At 60.3% G+C, this 17,295-nt stretch carries 14 protein-coding genes; 3 read left to right on the forward strand and 11 right to left on the reverse strand.

The window, feature by feature from the left end; translation table 11 throughout:
• Positions 1-28: 28 nt before the first annotated feature.
• Positions 29-835 (reverse strand): undecaprenyl-diphosphate phosphatase, encoded by an 807-nt coding sequence (locus tag FIV05_RS26760; RefSeq protein WP_023001668.1) that lies wholly within the window; start codon positions 833-835, stop codon positions 29-31.
• A 218-nt stretch (positions 836-1,053) separates the two neighbouring features.
• On the opposite strand from FIV05_RS26760, the gene FIV05_RS26765 reads away from it, so the two are divergent.
• From FIV05_RS26765 to FIV05_RS26775, 3 genes are all read left to right on the forward strand, one after another.
• Positions 1,054-1,746, forward strand: coding sequence for a glutathione S-transferase family protein (locus tag FIV05_RS26765; protein ID WP_023001669.1), 693 nt, complete (start codon positions 1,054-1,056; stop codon positions 1,744-1,746).
• A gap of 67 nt (positions 1,747-1,813) precedes the next feature.
• A complete protein-coding gene (gene queG, locus FIV05_RS26770; RefSeq protein WP_152511610.1) occupies positions 1,814-2,956 on the forward strand; it encodes a tRNA epoxyqueuosine(34) reductase QueG in 1,143 nt (380 codons plus the stop codon).
• A 148-nt stretch (positions 2,957-3,104) separates the two neighbouring features.
• Positions 3,105-5,273, forward strand: coding sequence for a hypothetical protein (locus tag FIV05_RS26775; RefSeq protein WP_152511611.1), 2,169 nt, complete (start codon positions 3,105-3,107; stop codon positions 5,271-5,273).
• Between the two features lie 104 nt (positions 5,274-5,377).
• On the opposite strand, the gene fdhF is transcribed toward FIV05_RS26775, so the two are convergent.
• The 10 genes from fdhF to FIV05_RS26825 all read right to left on the reverse strand — a co-directional run bounded on the left by fdhF (position 5,378) and on the right by FIV05_RS26825 (position 17,240).
• Entirely contained in the window at positions 5,378-8,146 is a 2,769-nt protein-coding gene (fdhF, locus tag FIV05_RS26780) for a formate dehydrogenase subunit alpha (RefSeq protein ID WP_152511612.1), read from the reverse strand.
• Complete coding sequence (locus FIV05_RS26785; RefSeq protein ID WP_152511613.1) at positions 8,143-9,819, reverse strand: NAD(P)H-dependent oxidoreductase subunit E; 1,677 nt, start codon at positions 9,817-9,819, stop codon at positions 8,143-8,145. Before FIV05_RS26785 ends, fdhF begins: the two co-directional genes overlap by 4 nt.
• Positions 9,820-10,091: 272 nt before the next feature.
• Positions 10,092-10,622, reverse strand: a complete 531-nt coding sequence (locus FIV05_RS26790; protein ID WP_023001674.1) for an RNA pyrophosphohydrolase — start codon at positions 10,620-10,622, stop codon at positions 10,092-10,094.
• 30 nt (positions 10,623-10,652) lie between these two features.
• A complete protein-coding gene (locus FIV05_RS26795) occupies positions 10,653-11,798 on the reverse strand; it encodes a divergent polysaccharide deacetylase family protein (RefSeq protein WP_208984457.1) in 1,146 nt (381 codons plus the stop codon).
• A gap of 118 nt (positions 11,799-11,916) precedes the next feature.
• Complete coding sequence (locus FIV05_RS26800) at positions 11,917-13,248, reverse strand: S41 family peptidase (protein WP_152511614.1); 1,332 nt, start codon at positions 13,246-13,248, stop codon at positions 11,917-11,919.
• Entirely contained in the window at positions 13,245-14,624 is a 1,380-nt protein-coding gene (locus FIV05_RS26805) for a peptidoglycan DD-metalloendopeptidase family protein (protein ID WP_152511615.1), read from the reverse strand. The genes FIV05_RS26800 and FIV05_RS26805 overlap by 4 nt, the downstream gene beginning before the upstream one ends.
• A gap of 281 nt (positions 14,625-14,905) precedes the next feature.
• The gene (locus tag FIV05_RS26810; protein ID WP_209010114.1) at positions 14,906-15,355 is read right to left on the reverse strand and encodes a GNAT family N-acetyltransferase; all 450 of its coding nucleotides are present in this window, start codon (positions 15,353-15,355) and stop codon (positions 14,906-14,908) included.
• 72 nt (positions 15,356-15,427) lie between these two features.
• Complete coding sequence (gene rlmH, locus FIV05_RS26815) at positions 15,428-15,910, reverse strand: 23S rRNA (pseudouridine(1915)-N(3))-methyltransferase RlmH (RefSeq protein ID WP_152511617.1); 483 nt, start codon at positions 15,908-15,910, stop codon at positions 15,428-15,430.
• Positions 15,911-15,990: 80 nt separating this feature from the next.
• Positions 15,991-16,374, reverse strand: a complete 384-nt coding sequence (gene rsfS / locus FIV05_RS26820; RefSeq protein WP_023001680.1) for a ribosome silencing factor — start codon at positions 16,372-16,374, stop codon at positions 15,991-15,993.
• Positions 16,375-16,604: 230 nt separating this feature from the next.
• A complete protein-coding gene (locus FIV05_RS26825; protein WP_228148058.1) occupies positions 16,605-17,240 on the reverse strand; it encodes a nicotinate-nucleotide adenylyltransferase in 636 nt (211 codons plus the stop codon).
• Positions 17,241-17,295: the final 55 nt, after the last annotated feature.

A 17,295-nucleotide genomic window follows, 5' to 3' on the forward strand; every position in this document is an offset into this window, starting at 1 on the left:
CGCTGATCCGGACCTTGGTAAAGCGACCTCAGCCCAGAAAATAAAGCCCGGCGAAACCTGCAATGCCGACGAAAATGCGCCACCAGGCAAAGGGCGCGAAGCCGTGTTTGGAGACGAAGTCGAGCAGCCCCTTGACCACAAACACACCGGCGATGAAAGACGCGACAAAGCCGATGCCAATGAGCATGGCATCGTCCATCGAAAGCACGTTGCGGTTCTTGTAGAGATCATAGGCAAAGGCACCGGCCATGGTCGGCATGGCCAGAAAGAACGAGAATTCGGCGGCCGAGCGCTTGTCGGTGCCCATGAGCAGTGCACCGGCAATCGTCGCACCGGAGCGTGAAACGCCGGGCACCATGGCAAGGCACTGGCAAAAGCCGATCTTCAGGCAAAGCGACAGCGGATAATCCATCACGTTGGTGTAGCGCGGCTTCAGCGGCAGGCGGTCGATCCACAGAAGGACGATGCCACCGAGCAGCAGCGTCGTGCAGATAAGTGCGGGCGTTTCGAACAGCACTTCCTTGATGAAACCATGCAGCAGCACGCCGATGACGGCGGCCGGCAGGAAGGCAATCAGGATACCGGCCACGAAGCGCCGACTGGAGGGATCGCTTGGCAGCGTGATCAGAAGCGTCCACAAACGGCCGAAATAAACCGACAGGATCGCCAGAATGGCGCCGAGCTGGATCAGAACCTCGAAAGTTTTGCCTGTGCTGTCGAAGCCGAGAAAATGCCCCAGCAGCAGGATGTGGCCGGTGGACGAGACGGGAATGAACTCGGTCAGACCTTCGACAATCCCCAAAATGAGAGCATTAACAATCGTTTGGCCGTCCATTGTGTATCTTGTCTCCAAATGGCTTGATGAAAACCAGCCTGACCAAGTATGTCTCGCGACTCAGGGCGTCTCCCAAGTCGCCGCTTATTTGACGAAGCGAAGTCACGCCGTCAAACCCTTGATAACCATATTCGGGGCAAACTCTCCGTTAAGGCGATTGCAGCATTCGGCTTTCGCTTTGACGTAGTCTTGCCACAGTTCAGGCTCTTAACCCCTTCATGCTGACGCTCTACCATCATCCGTTCTCGCCATCTTCAAGGTTCATCCGGCTCATCCTGAGCGAATACGGTGCCGCCTTCGAGGAGCATCACGTGAACCCATGGGAGCGGCCTCAGGCGCTCCTGGTGCTGAACGCGGCAGGCACCGTGCCGGTTATCGTGGAAAACGAAGGCCCTGCCATTTGCGGCGCCGGACCGATCATGGAGTATCTGGACGAAACCCGGGGCTATGCGGTTGCCGACCGTCGCTTGATGCCGGATCATCCCGATGCCCGCGCAGAAACGAGACGCCTGGTCGAGTGGAGCCTCGGCAAGTTCGATCAGGAAGTGATCGGCCATCTTGTGCGCGAACGCATCTACAAGCAGATCATGCCGAAGTCCGCCGGCGGCGGTGAACCGGATTCGGCTGCCCTGCGCGTTGCCCGGGCGAACATCCATCACCACTTGAAATACTTCGGCTATCTGGTCGCCTCCCGCCGCTGGGTTGCCGGCGACCGGCTGACCTTCGCCGACTTCGCCCTTGCTGCCTCCCTGTCGTGTGCCGACTATCTGGGCGAAGTGCCCTGGAGCGATCAGGAAGACATCAAGAGCTGGTATGCGCGGGTCAAGTCGCGGCCGTCGATGCGCCCGCTCCTGGGCGAGAAGGTGCTGGGCATGCCCGCCGCACAGACCTATGCGGATCTCGATTTCTGACGCATTCTTCGTGCGTTCAACCGGTTCCGGTTGAACTGAACGTTGTTCCAGCGAGCAGCCGAAGGCCTTGGACCGAAAGACCCAAAAGCTTCTGACCGCCTTTGAGGAGAAGGCCCGCGCCCTCGGTTTCGAAGGCGTGAAGATTGCCGCTGCCGACAGCATTCCGGAAGCGGGCGAGCGCCTGCGGCACTTCCTGGACAAGGGCTACGAAGGCAGCATGGGCTGGATGGCGGAAACCGCCGACCGCCGGTCCTCACCGCAAGCGCTATGGCCGGAGGTTCGCTCTGTCATCATGCTGGCGATGAACTATGGACCCGGCAGCGCACCGCACGAACATCCCCTCGCCCATTTGGCCGACAAGACCACCGGCGGCATTTCCGTCTATGCGCGACACCGCGACTATCACGATGTCATCAAGGGTCGTTTGAAGGAACTGGCCAGCTTCCTGGTTTCCCGGTCCGGTGGCGATGTGAAGGTATTTGTGGACACAGCGCCGGTGATGGAAAAGCCGCTCGGGGAGGCTGCCGGGCTTGGCTGGCAGGGCAAGCACACAAACCTGGTGTCGCGTGATCTCGGGTCCTGGTTTTTCCTCGGCTCGATCTTCACCACACTGGATCTGCCGCCGAGCGGTGCGGAACGCGATCATTGCGGCTCCTGCCGCGCCTGCCTCGACAGTTGCCCGACGAATGCATTTCCCGCGCCCTACCAGCTCGACGCGAGGCGCTGCATTTCCTACCTCACCATCGAACACCCCGGCCCCATTCCGGACGCGTTTCGCAGAGCCATCGGAAACCGTATTTACGGCTGTGACGATTGCCTGGCTGCCTGTCCCTGGAACAAGTTTGCCGAAGCAGCCCGGGAGGCCAAGTTGATTGCCCGGGAGGAGATGATTACCCCGAAGCTTGCAGACCTCCTGTCGCTGGACGACGCAGCATTCCGCCAGCTCTTTTCCGGATCGCCGGTGAAACGGATCGGACGGGGAAAGTTTCTGCGCAACGTTTTGATTGCCGCCGGCAATTCCGGAGAAATTGAACTGCTCGGAAAGATCGAAGCTCTGCTTGACGATGCCGACGCCCTTGTTCGCGGCACCGCCGTCTGGGCACTCGGCCAACTTTCTGCACAGGAAGATTTTCAAGCCCGCAAAACCGCGGCGTTACGCGTCGAAACAGACGAGACCGTGCGTTCTGAATGGCTGCTCGCGCAATCCTGATCCGGCTTTTCCCGATTCGACCTTGTCATGTGATTGGTACATAGTCATGGAATGGCCTAGGTCTTGATGAGGACTTGGATGTCCAACCCTATCGGGACCGATCTCGTTCAAACCGCTCGATTCCGATCATTTTATTGGAGCCACGACATTGAATTTTCAGCCCGCCTCCGTTTTCTCATCCAAACCAGCCAGGGCCCGTGTCCGGCTCCTCATGCTCGGCACCGCGCTTGCGCTGGTTTCCGGCTCCGCCCTTGCGCAGGACACCGGCGAGACCGCCTATGAAGCTTATGTAGAAGGCTTGAAGAACCTGGGTGTCGAGGTCGAAAACGGTAGCGTCGCTTACGACGAAGGTACCGACACGCTGACCCTGACCGACAGCACGATCTCCTTGAGCGGAACCATCGAGGATATTCCGGCCGAGGAAACGGATGTCACGGGCAATGACGGCGCTACGGATATCGAACCGGAAAAGCTGACCGACCTGACCTATTCGCTTTCATTCAGCAGCGGCACGGTGACCATTACAGGTCTCAGCCATGAGAACGGCGATTTCGAGGCCGCAAGCTGGGTCTATTCCGACGATTCAGAAATGGTTCTTTCCGCCGGCGCCGAAGGCAAGGGCCGGTTGAAGATCGACGGCCGGTTGAGCGGAGTTTCCGCGACGAACTACAGCTTCACCATGCCGGAAGTGCCGGCAGAAGACGAGGCGCATCAGGTCAGCCGCTGGCTGCCGTTCGTGAAGGCCGCCCTCCTGACTTCCTACGACGAAGTCAAGGCAGACAACACGGCGATGACCATCGAGGCGCATGAGATCGAAGACGGCAAGGACACTCTGGTTCTGTCAGGCACCATGCAGATTGCCGGCTACCGCATGGCCGACGCTGTGGATGGCCGGATCGGGGAATACACGATCGACAGCATGAGCCAGTCGATGCAGACCCTGGACACGACCTCGGGCCAGATGCTGAACCAGACCACCAGCCAGGGCAAGACCGTTTACACGGACATGGACGCGGCCGCGTTCTTCGATCTGTTCGACCCCGATGTTCCCGAAACCGGCGATGAAGTGGTCATGCTCGGCTCGGCTTCGGCGATCGACTACAAGTCCAAACAGGACATCGCCGACGGGCTTGCGATTGAAATTGCCGTCGACAAGACCTCGATTTCAGAAGTCACCGTTCTGAAGCGTGAAAACAACATCCTTGCCCTGTTTGACGGTCTGTTCGCCAAGCAGGTTCCAGCTCCTGAAGAATTGATCACCGGCGTATTCCAGTTCTACCGGTCGTTCGGCGTTACCGATGCCCGCATCAGCGGTATCAACGTGACCGTGCCGACGCCTGGTCCAGAAAAGCCGATGGAAATAGCCATCAAGGAAATGTCCATGTCGGAGATCAACTCCGACGGTATCGGCGAAATGATGATGGTCGGTCTCGATGCCCCGGACCTGCCGGAAGGTGCATCGGTCAAGATCGACTGGGCGGCGATTGGCGATATCGAATTCGCCGAATATACGCCCATGCGTGCCATGATCAGCACATTGATGGCGGACCCGAGCTTCGGCGAGGATCACCCCATGGAGGTGGCCCGCGCGTTCATGCCGCGCTCTTTCGGTTATGAGCTGGAAGGACTGGACGTTGCCGTGCCGGACCTCGGCCGGACCGAAATCGGCAGAGCCGAGATGACGCTGTCCACCACGGTGCCGCCAATACCGACCAGCTTTCACGCCAGGACCGAAGGGCTGAAAGTGCCTGTCGCGGCCATCGATGACCCGGAAGCCCAGGCATTGCTGGAAGCTCTCGGTCTGGAAACGGTCGTCTGGTCTGACGAAACCCGGCTCTACTGGGACGAGGCAACGCTGGAACTGCGCCTGGAGCGCATGATGGTGGACGTCGAAGGGCTCGGCCGCGCCGAATTGTCCGCACGTCTTGCAAACGTGCCGAAGTCCCTGTTCGAAGATCCCGAGAACCAGGGACAAATGGCCCTTGTTGTTGCCCAGTTCGTCGACGCATCCCTGACCTTCAAGGATGCCGGCCTCACCAAGAAGGGCCTGGCCCACATTGCCGAGGCTCAAAACATCCCCGAAAATGTCTTCCGGGAAGCTCTGGTGGCACAGGCAACACAAATGACCGCGCCGATCCAGAACGCGGCCTTCACGCAGATGGTTACTGAAGCAGCGTCCAAGTTCCTCGACAATCCGGGTGAACTGAAGGTGACCCTGACGCCGCCGAACCCGGTTCCGTTGGCACAGATCCTTGGTTCGATGGCAGCACCGCAAACCCTGCCGGATCTGCTTGCAGTCAAGATTGTTGCCAATTGATTGCTCTGACCACGTGAATGCGAATACCAAAAGGGCGGCCAGTGGCCGCCCTTTTTTGCCTTCAGGCAGTTAGCTCGTTCTTTGAGTTCTGGCGAGACCCGGCGTCACTCTGCCGCCTGCTGCTGTCCGACCGTTCCGATCCGCGCCGCACAGAATTTGAACTCCGGGATCTTGCCGAAGGGGTCCAGCTGCGGGTTGGTCAGGAAGTTGGCCGGGGCTTCGCTGAAGCAGAACGGGATGAAGAGCATGCCTGTCGACACGTCCCGGTCTGCGCGCAGGGTCAACGTGATTGCGCCGCGCCGTGTTTCCACCCTCACCTGCTGGCCGATATCCAGACCCGAGCGCTCGATATCACGCGGGTTCATGGAAACGACTGGCTCCGGTTCGATGGCATTGAGCACTTCCGCACGCCGCGTCATGGCACCGGTGTGCCAATGCTCCAGCATGCGCCCCGTGGTCAGCACCAACGGGAAATCATCGTCGGGAAGCTCATCCGGCGGCACCAGATCCGTCGGCACGATGCGTCCGCGGCCATCTGCCGTCGGGAAGGACTGGCCGAACAGGATCTCGTTGCCAGGCTTGTCCGGGGCATCCGCCGGATAGGTGACCGTGCCGTCGCGCTCCAGCCTTTCCCAGGAAATGTTGCCCAGCGAATTCATGTGCGACCGCATTTCCTCATAGATCGCCGGGACGCCGTCATAGGTCCAGTTCAGGCCCAGGCGGTTGGCGATATCGATGAGGATCTGCCAGTCGGCACGTGCTTCACCGGGCATCGGCACGCAAGGACGGCCGATCTGAACCTGGCGGTTGGTGTTCGTGAACGTGCCGAGTTTTTCCGCATGGGCGGAGGCAGGCAGGATCACGTCCGCATGCCAGGCGGTTTCGGTCAGGAAGATATCCTGAACCACAAGATGTTTCAGACTGGCCAGTGCCTTGCGGGCATGGGCCTGGTCCGGATCGGACATGGCCGGGTTTTCGCCCTGAACGAACATCGCCTCGATGCCGCCATCCAGGATATCGTCCATGATCTCCACCACGGTCAAACCGCGCACGGGATCGAGCGTGCGGCCCCAGGCGTCTTCGAATTCGGCGCGGATGTCCGGGTTTTCAACTGAACGATAGTCCGGGAACACCATCGGAATGAGGCCGGCGTCGGATGCCCCTTGCACGTTGTTTTGACCGCGCAGGGGATGCAGACCGGTGCCTGGGCGGCCTATCTGCCCGGTTGTCAGCGCCATGGCGATCAGGCAGCGGACGTTGTCGGTGCCGTGGACATGCTGCGAAACGCCCATGCCCCAGAAGATGATCGACTTGGCACTGGTGGCGTAAAGCCTTGCGACTTCCCGCAGGGTTTGTGCGTCAATGCCGCAGACCGGCTCCATCGCTTCCGGCGTGAAGTCGACGATCTTTTCCTTCAGTGCCTCGAACCCGTCCACGTGAGCGGCGATATACTGGCTGTCGTAGAGGCCTTCGGTGATGATGACGTTGAGGATTGCGTTCAACATCGCCACATCGGTGCCCGGCTTGAACTTCAAGCCGTAGTCCGCAAAGCGCATCAGCCCCTGGCCGCGCGGGTCCATGACGATCAGCTTTGTGCCGTTCTTGGCTGCCTGCTTGATGTAGGTCGCGGCAACCGGGTGGTTCTGCTCCGGACGAGCGCCGATCACGATCATGCAGTCTGCATCGCCGGCTGCATTGAAAGGGGCGGTCACTGCGCCCGAACCGATGCCCTCCATGAGCGCAGCCACGGAAGAAGCGTGGCAGAGACGGGTGCAGTGGTCGACATTGTTGGTCTGGAAACCCTGGCGGATCAGCTTCTGGAAGAGATAAGCCTCTTCGTTGGAGCCCTTGGCCGAGCCGAAGCCCGCAATACCACGGCCGCCCTTGGCGTCATAAACCGCTTTAAGACCACCAACGGCTCGCTCGAGCGCTTCGTCCCAGGTTGCCTCACGGAAATAGTCGAGATGGTTTTCCAGTGTCATGGCAATGTCGCCACGCTTGGGCGCATCGTCCCGGCGGATCAGCGGCTTGGTCAGGCGCTCGGGACTGGAAACATAGTCGAAGCCGAAGCGGCCCTTGACGCAGAGCCGGTTCTCGTTGGCCGGGCCGTCGCGTCCCTCGACGCTGACGATCTTGCCGTCCTTCACCGAGACCGACGTCAGGCAGCCCACACCACAGAAAGGACAGACGCTGTCGACGGTTTCTTCGGCAAAGATCTCGCGCTTGCTGGCGCTGGCATCCAGAAGGCTCTTTTCCATCAGGGCCCCGGTCGGACAGGCCGACACGCATTCGCCGCAGGCAACGCATGTGGAAAGCCCCATAGGGTCTGCCAGATCGAACACCGGCACCGTGTGCGAACCGCGATCCGCCATGCCGATAACGTCGTTGACCTGGACTTCCCGGCAGGCTCGCTCGCACAGATTACACGCGATGCAGGCGTCCAGATTGACCGCGATGGCCGGATGCGAAATGTCCTGGGCCGGTTTGGCGCATGGGGCAAACCGGCTGGTGGCAACACCGACATGGTCGGACCATTTCCAGAAATCACTTTCCGGGTCAGGGTGGTGGTCGCGCGAGGGCTGGTCGGCTGCCAGAAGTTCGAACACCATCTCGCGTGCCTTGGACGCCCGTTCGCTGGCGGTCTTCACCACCATGCCTTCGGCTGGGGTGCGAATACAGGAAGCGGCAAGCACGCGCTCGCCCTCGATATCGACCATACAGGCACGGCAATTGCCGTCGGAGCGATATCCCGGAGCGTCCTTGTGGCAGAGATGCGGAATGGCGACGCCTTCGCGCTTGGCAACTTGCCAGATGGTTTCGCCGTCTTCCGCGGTGACCATCCGACCGTCGAGGGAGAAAGTGACCTGGCTCATTTCTCGAACTCCTCCGGGAAAAATTTCAGCACCGACGTGACCGGATTGCTGGCGGCCTGCCCAAGACCGCAAATGGATGCCGATCGCATGACTTCATCGAGATCCGTGATCTTCGTCTTGTCCCAATCGCCTGCTGCCAGCAGATGTTCCATCTTCTCCGTTCCGGAGCGGCAGGGCGTGCACTGACCGCAACTCTCGTGTTTGAAGAAGCGCATCAGGTTCAATGCCACATCGCGCATGTCATCCTGATCGGAGAAAACGACGATCGCGTGGCTGCCGATGAAACAGCCGTATTTGTCGAGCGTACCGAAATCCAGCGGCTCGTCGGCAAGAGACGCGGGCAGGATGCCCCCGGAGGCACCACCGGGCAGGTAGCCCTTGAAGACGTGCCCCTCTTCCATGCCACCGCAGTATTCTGCCAGAAGCTCGTTCATGGTGATCCCCGCCGGGGCCATCTTGACGCCTGGGTCCCTGACACGGCCGGAAACCGAGAAGGAGCGGTAGCCCTTGTGACCACGGCGGCCGTGGCTGGCGAACCACTCCGAACCCTTCTCGACGATATCCCTGATCCAGAACAGGGTTTCTATGTTGTGATTGAGCGTCGGCCGACCGAACAGGCCGACCTGGGCAATGTACGGTGGGCGGTGGCGTGGCAGGCCGCGCTTGCCTTCGATCGATTCGATCATCGCGCTTTCCTCGCCGCAGATATAGGCTCCCGCTCCGCGGCGCAGTTCAATGTCGATGGTCGTGATGATGCCCGCTTCGCGCAGGGCCTCGATTTCCGTCTTCAGGATCCGGAGTACCGCCGGGTATTCGTCGCGCATATAGAGATAGATGCGCGCGGCGGAAATCGCATGGGCGGCAATCAGCGCGCCCTCTAGCATCCGGTGCGGGTCGCGTTCCAGGTGAACGCGGTCCTTGAACGTGCCTGGTTCGCCTTCATCGCCATTGATGGTGAGGTATTTCGGGGCCGGCAGGTCGTGGACGATCTTCCATTTCGTGCCGGTCGGAAAGCCTGCACCGCCCAGGCCGCGAAGGCCTGCTTCCAGCGCCTTGTCCGCAAGTGCCGCTGCATCCAGTTCACCCGCGCGCACGCGCTCCAGCAACTTGTAACCACCAGCTTCGCGGTAGGCATCCAGCTTGATGTAATCGGGAACCACCGGATCGGAAGTTCCTTCGAACAAGGCAGCGCGCACGGACACTTCGCTCGCGTTGTCGATGGCCCGCTTGCCGACCTGCACGGCCGGGGCACCGGCACAGCGACCGATGCACGGAACTTTCTGGATGCGGACTTTTGCCGGATCAACCCCGGCTTCAAGAGCAGCGGCCAGAGCGTCCGCCCCCTTGAGCGCGCAGGCAACGCTGTCGCAAACACGAATGGTCAGAGGTGCAGGCTTTGCATCTCCTTCCCGTACGATGTCGAAATGGTGGTAAAAGCTCGCGACCTCATAGACCTCTGCCTGCGACAGGCGCATCTCGTCGGCCAATGCGCGCAGGTGCCGAGCCTCAAGACAGCCAAATGCGTCCTGGATCTTGTGCAGATGTTCAATGAGCAGGTCGCGCCGGCGCGGCTCATCACCCAGCAAATTCCGGACTTCGTCCAGGGCCGCATCTTCCAACTGACGCCCTTTTGGCTGGGACGGCTTGCGTGAAAGCCCCTTGCCGAAAGACATTGGCGTACCTCCCGTATTGCTGGAGCGCATCTGGATTTCGCGTCCGCGCTCCTCTCTCGATCTTTGCGGTGCCGGCTGATGGTTCGAACAGGCGAACCCAGGACCTACCCCGCATTTTGGTCCGGATGTTAGCCGCGCGGAGTCAGCCTGTCTGTTTGAAAAACGACAAGCGGGACTCCAATGCTGACGCTTTGGAACACCTCACGGACGAAAAGACCGCAAACCCGGCAGGTTCCAGGGCGCCGCTCAGCCCGTGTTGAATGAGCTTCGATTCAAGACGTCAGATGTGAAAACGCTGCAACCACACGCTCATAGACAGGGCGCTTGAACGGCACGATCAAACCGGGCAGCCGGTCGGCATCTTCCCAACGCCACTCGCTGAATTCCGCGGTGTGGCCGTCCGGTGGCGTGAGGATATTGATTTCGTCTTCCGATCCGTCGAACCGGTAGGCGATCCAGCGCTGAGCCTGACCGCGATACTTGCCCTTGCGCGATGCGCGGACGACGTCTTCTGGATAGTCGTAGGCGAACCACTCCGGTGCTTCTTCCAGAAGGGAAACGGACTTGATCGAGGTTTCCTCGTAAAGTTCGCGCCGAGCAGCCGGTTCTGGCGCTTCGCCCTTGTCGATGCCCCCTTGCGGCATCTGCCAGCAATATTCGTAGTTGGAGGAACTGCCCCCATCATCGCGGCTGCCGATCCAGACCTTGCCCGCCTTGTTGATCAGCATGATACCGACGCAGGGCCGATAGGGAAGACCGTCGACGGGTTCCGGAAATCCCGGTCCGAGTGCCAGCTTCGTCACGAATACCTCTTGGAGCTCAGTTTCTCAGAATTATCGATCGATGGTCGCGCTGACGGGGACCAGCTGCAGACCGCGCTCTTCCAGGTCCTGCACCCACTTTTCCAGCTGGCGCACGGTCACAGGCAATGCTGATGCGGTCGCCACCGCGACACCGCGGGCACGGGCGACGCTTTCAAGCTGCAGCAGCTTGGCGTTAATATCGTCTTCACGCGGCACTTCGTCCAGCACCACGTCCACCCCACTGAAGGGAACGCGCATTTCCTTGGAGACATCATCGGCGATGGACCGGGAAGATGTGCCGTTGTCGGCGAACATCAGGCCACGCGCCTTCAGTTTTTCCAGAAGGAACTCCATGGAGGGTTTCGTCGCCGTGAAACGCGCGCCCATTTCAGGAATGACGCCGACATAATTGGTCGCCCGCGTGAGCAGGAACCCAAGCCGATCCATCATTTCATTGGGGCGCAGGCTGACCAGCAGCGTGTGCGGGCCCGGGTCATTGTCGGGAAAATCGAACGGCTCCAGCGGCAATTGCAGCAGCAGTTCATGGCCCTTGGTCCGGGCCTGCTGCATCCACAGGTCCAGGTCTTCACCATAAGGGGCAAGCGCAAAGGTCGTATCGGCCGGCAACCGGGTAATGGCGTTCTGGGTACCGGTTTCACTCAGGCCGAGCCCGGTCACGATGACGGCAATTTTCGGGATCGAGGTGAACTCACGAACGATGGGCCGGGAATAGGCATCCAGCGGACGGATACCGGCATCGCTGACTTTCGGCAGGAACCCGAAATCGGACCGTTCGCTGACACGGCTGTCCGGATTGATCGACAGGCCGGTCACCGGAGCCTCCGGGCCCAGTCCGTCCGGTCGCATGACCATGTCGTAGCGCGGGCCAAGCAGATCCTTGCTGCTTTCCGGGCGCAGGTTCGGGCCCAGGTCACCGTTGATGCCCGGGCGGATCTCGACCACTTCGATGTCCTGGGAGGTCACGCCTTCGACAATGGCGTCGAGCGGCAGAACGGCAACCGGTTCTCCGCCAAGCGGGTCGTCGACAACAGTGATCCAGACGAGCGTAGAAGTGAGGATCACGCTCAGAATTCCGACCCCGATAAGACCGAACGGCAGCCTGACCAGCCGCCGCTTGCCCATGCCTAAAGGAGCTGTGAGATCTTCGCTCGACATATCGTCCTGAGCCTATTGCCCGGTTTCAGGATGTCCCCGAACCGGAAAGTTTGTTTTTGATATACGCAGAACGAGAACGGCAAGTCGCGCGCCGGCGGACCGGCGCGCGTTTTTTGATTTAGTTTTTGACAGCCACGCTGTCGGAGACCGGCGGGAAGGCGCTGTTCACCTGATTACCGCGCAGAAGGTCGAGTGCCAGGTTCAGCTGGGTATCGTCCTTCGGATCGGACGGCACATAGGCCTGGCTACCGGATTCTTCCTCACCTTCGGAGGCTTCCAGGTGGCCACGAAGACCGGCTTCGCCCTTGGTATCGACACGACCGACCAGATCGTCCGGCAGATCCTGCAGGGACTCAATGTCCGGCACGATGCCCTTGGCCTGGATCGATGTGCCAGACGGGGTGTAGTACCGAGCCGTGGTCAGGCGGATGGCGCCGTTGGCACCAAGCGGGATGATCGTCTGCACCGAGCCCTTGCCGAAGGACCGTGTGCCGAGGATGGTTGCCCGGCGATGATCCTGCAGCGCACCTGCAACGATTTCCGAAGCGGAGGCGGAGCCGCCGTTGACCAGCACGATTACCGGCTTGCCGGTTGTCAGGTCGCCAGCCCGTGCGTTGTAGCGCTGGGTTTCGTCGGCTTCACGGCCACGTGTCGAAACAATCTCGCCACGGTCCAGGAACGCGTCGGAAACGGCAATTGCCTGATCCAGCAGACCACCCGGGTTGTTGCGCAGGTCGATGACGAAGCCCTTGAGCTTGTCTTCACCAATGTTCGCGGTCATTTCCTCGATGCCTTCCTTCAGGCCGTCGAAGGTCTGTTCGTTGAACTGGGTGACGCGAACATATCCGACGTCATCCTCTTCCCGCCAGCGAACCGAACGGATGCGGATGATGTCGCGGGTGATGGTGATGTCGAACGGCTCGGCGCGGCCCTTGCGGCGCACAGTCACCACGATGTCCGTCTTGACCGGACCGCGCATCTTTTCGACCGCTTCGTTGAGGGTCAGGCCCTGGACCTGTTCGCCGTCGATGTAGGTGATGTAGTCACCTGCCAGGACACCGGCCTTGGCGGCAGGCGTATCGTCGATCGGCGACACGACCTTCACGAGGCCTTCTTCCATGGTGACTTCAATGCCGAGACCACCGAATTCGCCGCGGGTCTGCACCTGCATGTCCCGGAAGCTCTTCGGAGACATGTAGCTGGAGTGCGGGTCGAGGGAGGTCAACATGCCGTTGATGGCGCTCTCGATGAGCTGGGCGTCATCAGGGACTTCCACGTAGTCTGACCGCACGCGTTCGAACACGTCGCCAAACAGGTTAAGCTGCCGGTACGTATCCGTTGCCGCCGCATTGGCCGCTACCGAGACATTGATCGGCATCTGGGACAGTGTCGTGATTGCTGCTGCTCCCATGAGAGCACCCACAAGCAGCAAGGAAGCTTTCCGTATCATCCGCGAGCCTTTTCTTCTTCAGTGCGTGCCCACCAGGGTGTGGGATCGATCGCACGACCGTCTTTCCGGAATTCAACATAAAGGATCGGCTGGGTCGAGCCCAAACCGAACGTCGAAGCGCTTGCCCACTGGGTTGCGCCCATCACTCCGACCGGTTCCCCGGTCAAAACAAATTGCCCCAACTCCGCATCGATCCGGTCCATTCCGGCCAGCAACACATGGTAGCCGTCGCCGGTATTCAGGATCAAGAGCTGTCCGAACGAACGGAACGGTCCTGAGTAGACCACCCATCCGTCGGCAGGTGACGTAATATTGGACCCAGGCCGTGTGGCGATAGATTGACCCTCCGTCACACCGCCGAAATCGTCTTCCTGGCCATAGTCCTTCAAAAGCGTACCGGCAACAGGCTGAGGCAGCTTGCCCTTGGCTTCCTGGAACGAAATGGCCGGTGCCAGACGCCCCGGATCCGCGAAGGGATCATACGAGCGAGAAGGATTTTTCCTGGCCTCGAGTGCTGCCTGACGCGACTTTTCCGCCGCCTCCCGGGCGCTCTCGATTTCCACTTCCAGGGTCGCGATCAATTCTTGGAGAGATCCCGCCTTGTCCGCAAGTTCCGCTGCACGCTCCTTCTCTTCCTGAAGGTCCTGTACCGATCTTTGATGTTCCTGCCTTTTCGCGCTCAGAAGAAGCTCCAGCCGGGACTTTTCCTCAGCCAATCGCATCGCGTCTCCGCGCAGGCGGTTTTTTTCCTCTGCAATCACCGTCTTCAGACGGTGCAATTCCTCAAGATCTGCTGCAAGCGCCTCGGTTTCCACCTTCAGCTCCGGCATGACCGCGTTCAGGAGAATCGCACTGCGCACAGCCGACAGCGCGTCGCTCGGGCGCACGGCCAGCGCAGGTGGCGGACGGCGTCCGATTCGCTGCAGGGCAGCCAGAACTTCTGCCAGCACGTCACGGCGAGCAATCAGCGACAAGCGCACCGCGTCCTCGTTCTCCCCCAGCGCGCGCAGCCGCCGCTCGGTATCGGTCAGTTCGCCTTCCAGGCCCTTGATCGTGTCGGACGTGCTGATGATCTTGGCATTCAACGTGTCCCGGTCGCGATCAAGTGCGCGGATTTCGCGTGCGATGGTCGCCTGCCGGTCCGTCGATACCTCGATATCGCGCGACAGCGCGGCAAGTTCCTCTTCGCGTTGTTTCTTGCGTTCAAGTGCAGCAGTCACCTCAGCAGGCGGAGCCGCCTGTTCCTGGGTGGTGGTTTCATCGACACTTTCCGTCGATCCGGCTGGCATGGGCAGAACGAGCAAGGCCGCAGTCAGGCCACTCAAGAGCGGGCGGAATTTCTTCCGTCTCTCGAGTTCCGAACGCGCCGCTGTCATGCGATCCGCTATCAACCTGCCTAAGCTCCCAAAGGGTTATCTTCCAATGCGATACACAGTCTGCGTTAACGAACCGTTTACCCTAGTGACCGGCCAATTAACTTCTGCTCCCACCGAGGATCGCATTCCCTCTTCTGTCTGATCGATGACCGTTACGTGGCGAATGCGGCGAGATACAGGCATTCTCGCCTTTTTCCGCCGTTTCAATCGTTAATTTTTGGTCATAGTGCCGTTACGACAACAGGTTTGCCGGCGGAAACCCCATCTCCTGTCCTTCACGATCAGTAATGTCTGTAGACAATATCCTTGGGGTCCGGGCGCGCAGCATCGACATCGAGATGCGCTCCAAGCCGTTCGGCAAGGCGCGCCGAGCGGGTGTTTTCCTGATCCATATAACTGACGAGCGACGGTAGACGGCGTTCCTGCCGTGCCCAGTCACGAAAGGCCCTGGCCGCCTCGAAAGCGTAGCCCCTGCCCTCCGCATGCTCATAGACGAACCAGCCGAGTTCATGTTCCGGAAAAAGCGGACCATGATTGATACCGACCTGACCGAAGACCTCGCCGGAGCCACGTGCTTCCATCATCAGGGCCCCATGCCCCATCAACTGCCATTGCGCAATGTCGTGGCAGAACAGGCCCCAGGCTGCAAACCGCGGTAGCGGGCCTCCCATATACTGGGAACGTTCTGAGGCCATCAAAGCCTCGTACGCCGGCCAGTCCGACATGGTCATCGGCCGCAGGATCAGTCTTTCGGTCTCAAGTGCCGGTATCACCGGTTCGCTCCCAGGGCTCTTTCAGAAGTCTCACACACGGTGATAAGGGTGGCCGGACTGGATCGTCATGGCACGGTAGATCTGCTCCGCCAAGAGAATGCGGGCGATCTGATGCGGCCATGTCATGGCGCCAAGAGCGAGTTTAAGGTCGGCGCGGCTCAGAACTTCCTGGCCGTGACCATCCGCTCCGCCAATGGCAAAGACCACGTCGGGAACACCTTCATCCTTCCAGGCTTCCAGTTTCTGGCTGAAGGCCGGGCTGGTCAGGTTCTTGCCGTTCTCGTCCAGCACCACCAGCCGCGCACCGGTGTTGAGCGCGGCAAGAATTCCCCGCGCCTCTTCCGCCTTGCGGTCATCGGCGCGCTGCGCACGGCTTTCCGGCATTTCGTTGAGGATGACTTCGGTAACGCCGAGACCGCGGCCTGTCTTGCGGGCGCGGTCGATATATCGGTCGAAAAGTTCTTTGTCCGCACCGGCTTTCATTTTGCCAATGCAGAAGAGCGTAAAGCGCATAAGTCCCTGCCGGAGATCGATCCGGTGATAAATCTGCCCGGCAGCAGACGGAGGCCCTGCCTCAGGGCCTCAATGCCGGCTCAGCCGATGTAATGCGGTGCCGCATCCTCTTCCGGTGCCCACATCTTCTCAAGATTGTAGAAGCCGCGAACCTCCGGACGGAAGATGTGTACGATCACATCACCCGCATCGATCAGCACCCAATCGCAAATGTTCAGACCCTCAACCGTTGCCGATCCGGCGCCGGCCGATTTGAGGTCCTTCAGCAAGTGCTCGGCAATCGCGCCCACGTGACGATGGGAACGACCGGACACGATTACCATGTAATCGGCCAGTGAACTCTTGCCTGCGATGTCGAGGGTAACAGCGTCCTCAGCTTTGGAGTCGTCAAGACTGGTGAGGACCGTATCGAGGAGGTCTGCCGCAAGTTCTTTACCTACGGAAGCCTGCAGAGGAGAGGACATGTCTGTCCGCCCACTTTCAAAGGTCATGGTCAGGTGTTGTGCCTTTCGCCGTTTATGCCGTCCCGCGCCCAACGTCGTCACGAACTGAAACGTCCGACTTCGTACGTCACCCGTTTTGGATGCAGGACCGGTTGACCGTACCTCGGCCGCGCTCATCGCGACCGTCCCTATAATACCGCTTCCCGTTTGGCATTTTCAAGACACGCGGGAATTCTTGGCAAATCCGCTGTTTACCGCTTTTGCCCAAGGCGCAGATCGGTGGACGATGTCCGGTCCAATGGCGTGTGCAGGAAAGTCCAGATCGGCGCTTCCATTTCCGGCAGAAGTGCCGCGTCTTCTTCCGGAAGCCTATATTTTTCATAGGCTTTTGCCATGGGAGACGACATCACAGACAAGGAGGCTCCGGGCCGGTCGACAATGGCGATCGGCACCGAGCCGACGATGTCGCGCCAGTCCTGCCAGCGATGGAAGCCGGCTAAATTGTCAGCACCCATGACCCAAACGAATCGGACAGATGGACGCATCTGGCGCAGGGCAACCAGCGTTCTGGCCGTATAGGGCGTTCCCAGAACCTGCTCGAAGGCGGTGACTTTCATGCGTGGATGGTCGGCAAGGTCCGCCGTCAGGCGCAGCCGCCGCTCCAGCGGCGCCAGGTCCGCGTGGCTCTTGAGCGGGTTGCCAGGTGTCACCAGCCACCAGACCTGATCCAGCCCCAGCCGCTTCAACACGGTCGAAGCCACCAGCCGGTGACCTGAATGAGGAGGATTGAAGGATCCGCCGAAAATGCCGATGCGGTTGCCCGGCTCGGCATGGGGCAGTTTCATCCAGTCACGGTCCAGTCCCGCGCCAAGACTCAAGGGGCTCATTCAGGCGAACTCACGATTGGTCATTACGGGCGGGCATTCCTGGCGGTCCTCAAGG

Source organism: Labrenzia sp. THAF191a (assembly GCF_009363335.1).
In the GTDB taxonomy this organism is placed as follows: domain Bacteria; phylum Pseudomonadota; class Alphaproteobacteria; order Rhizobiales; family Stappiaceae; genus Roseibium; species Roseibium algicola.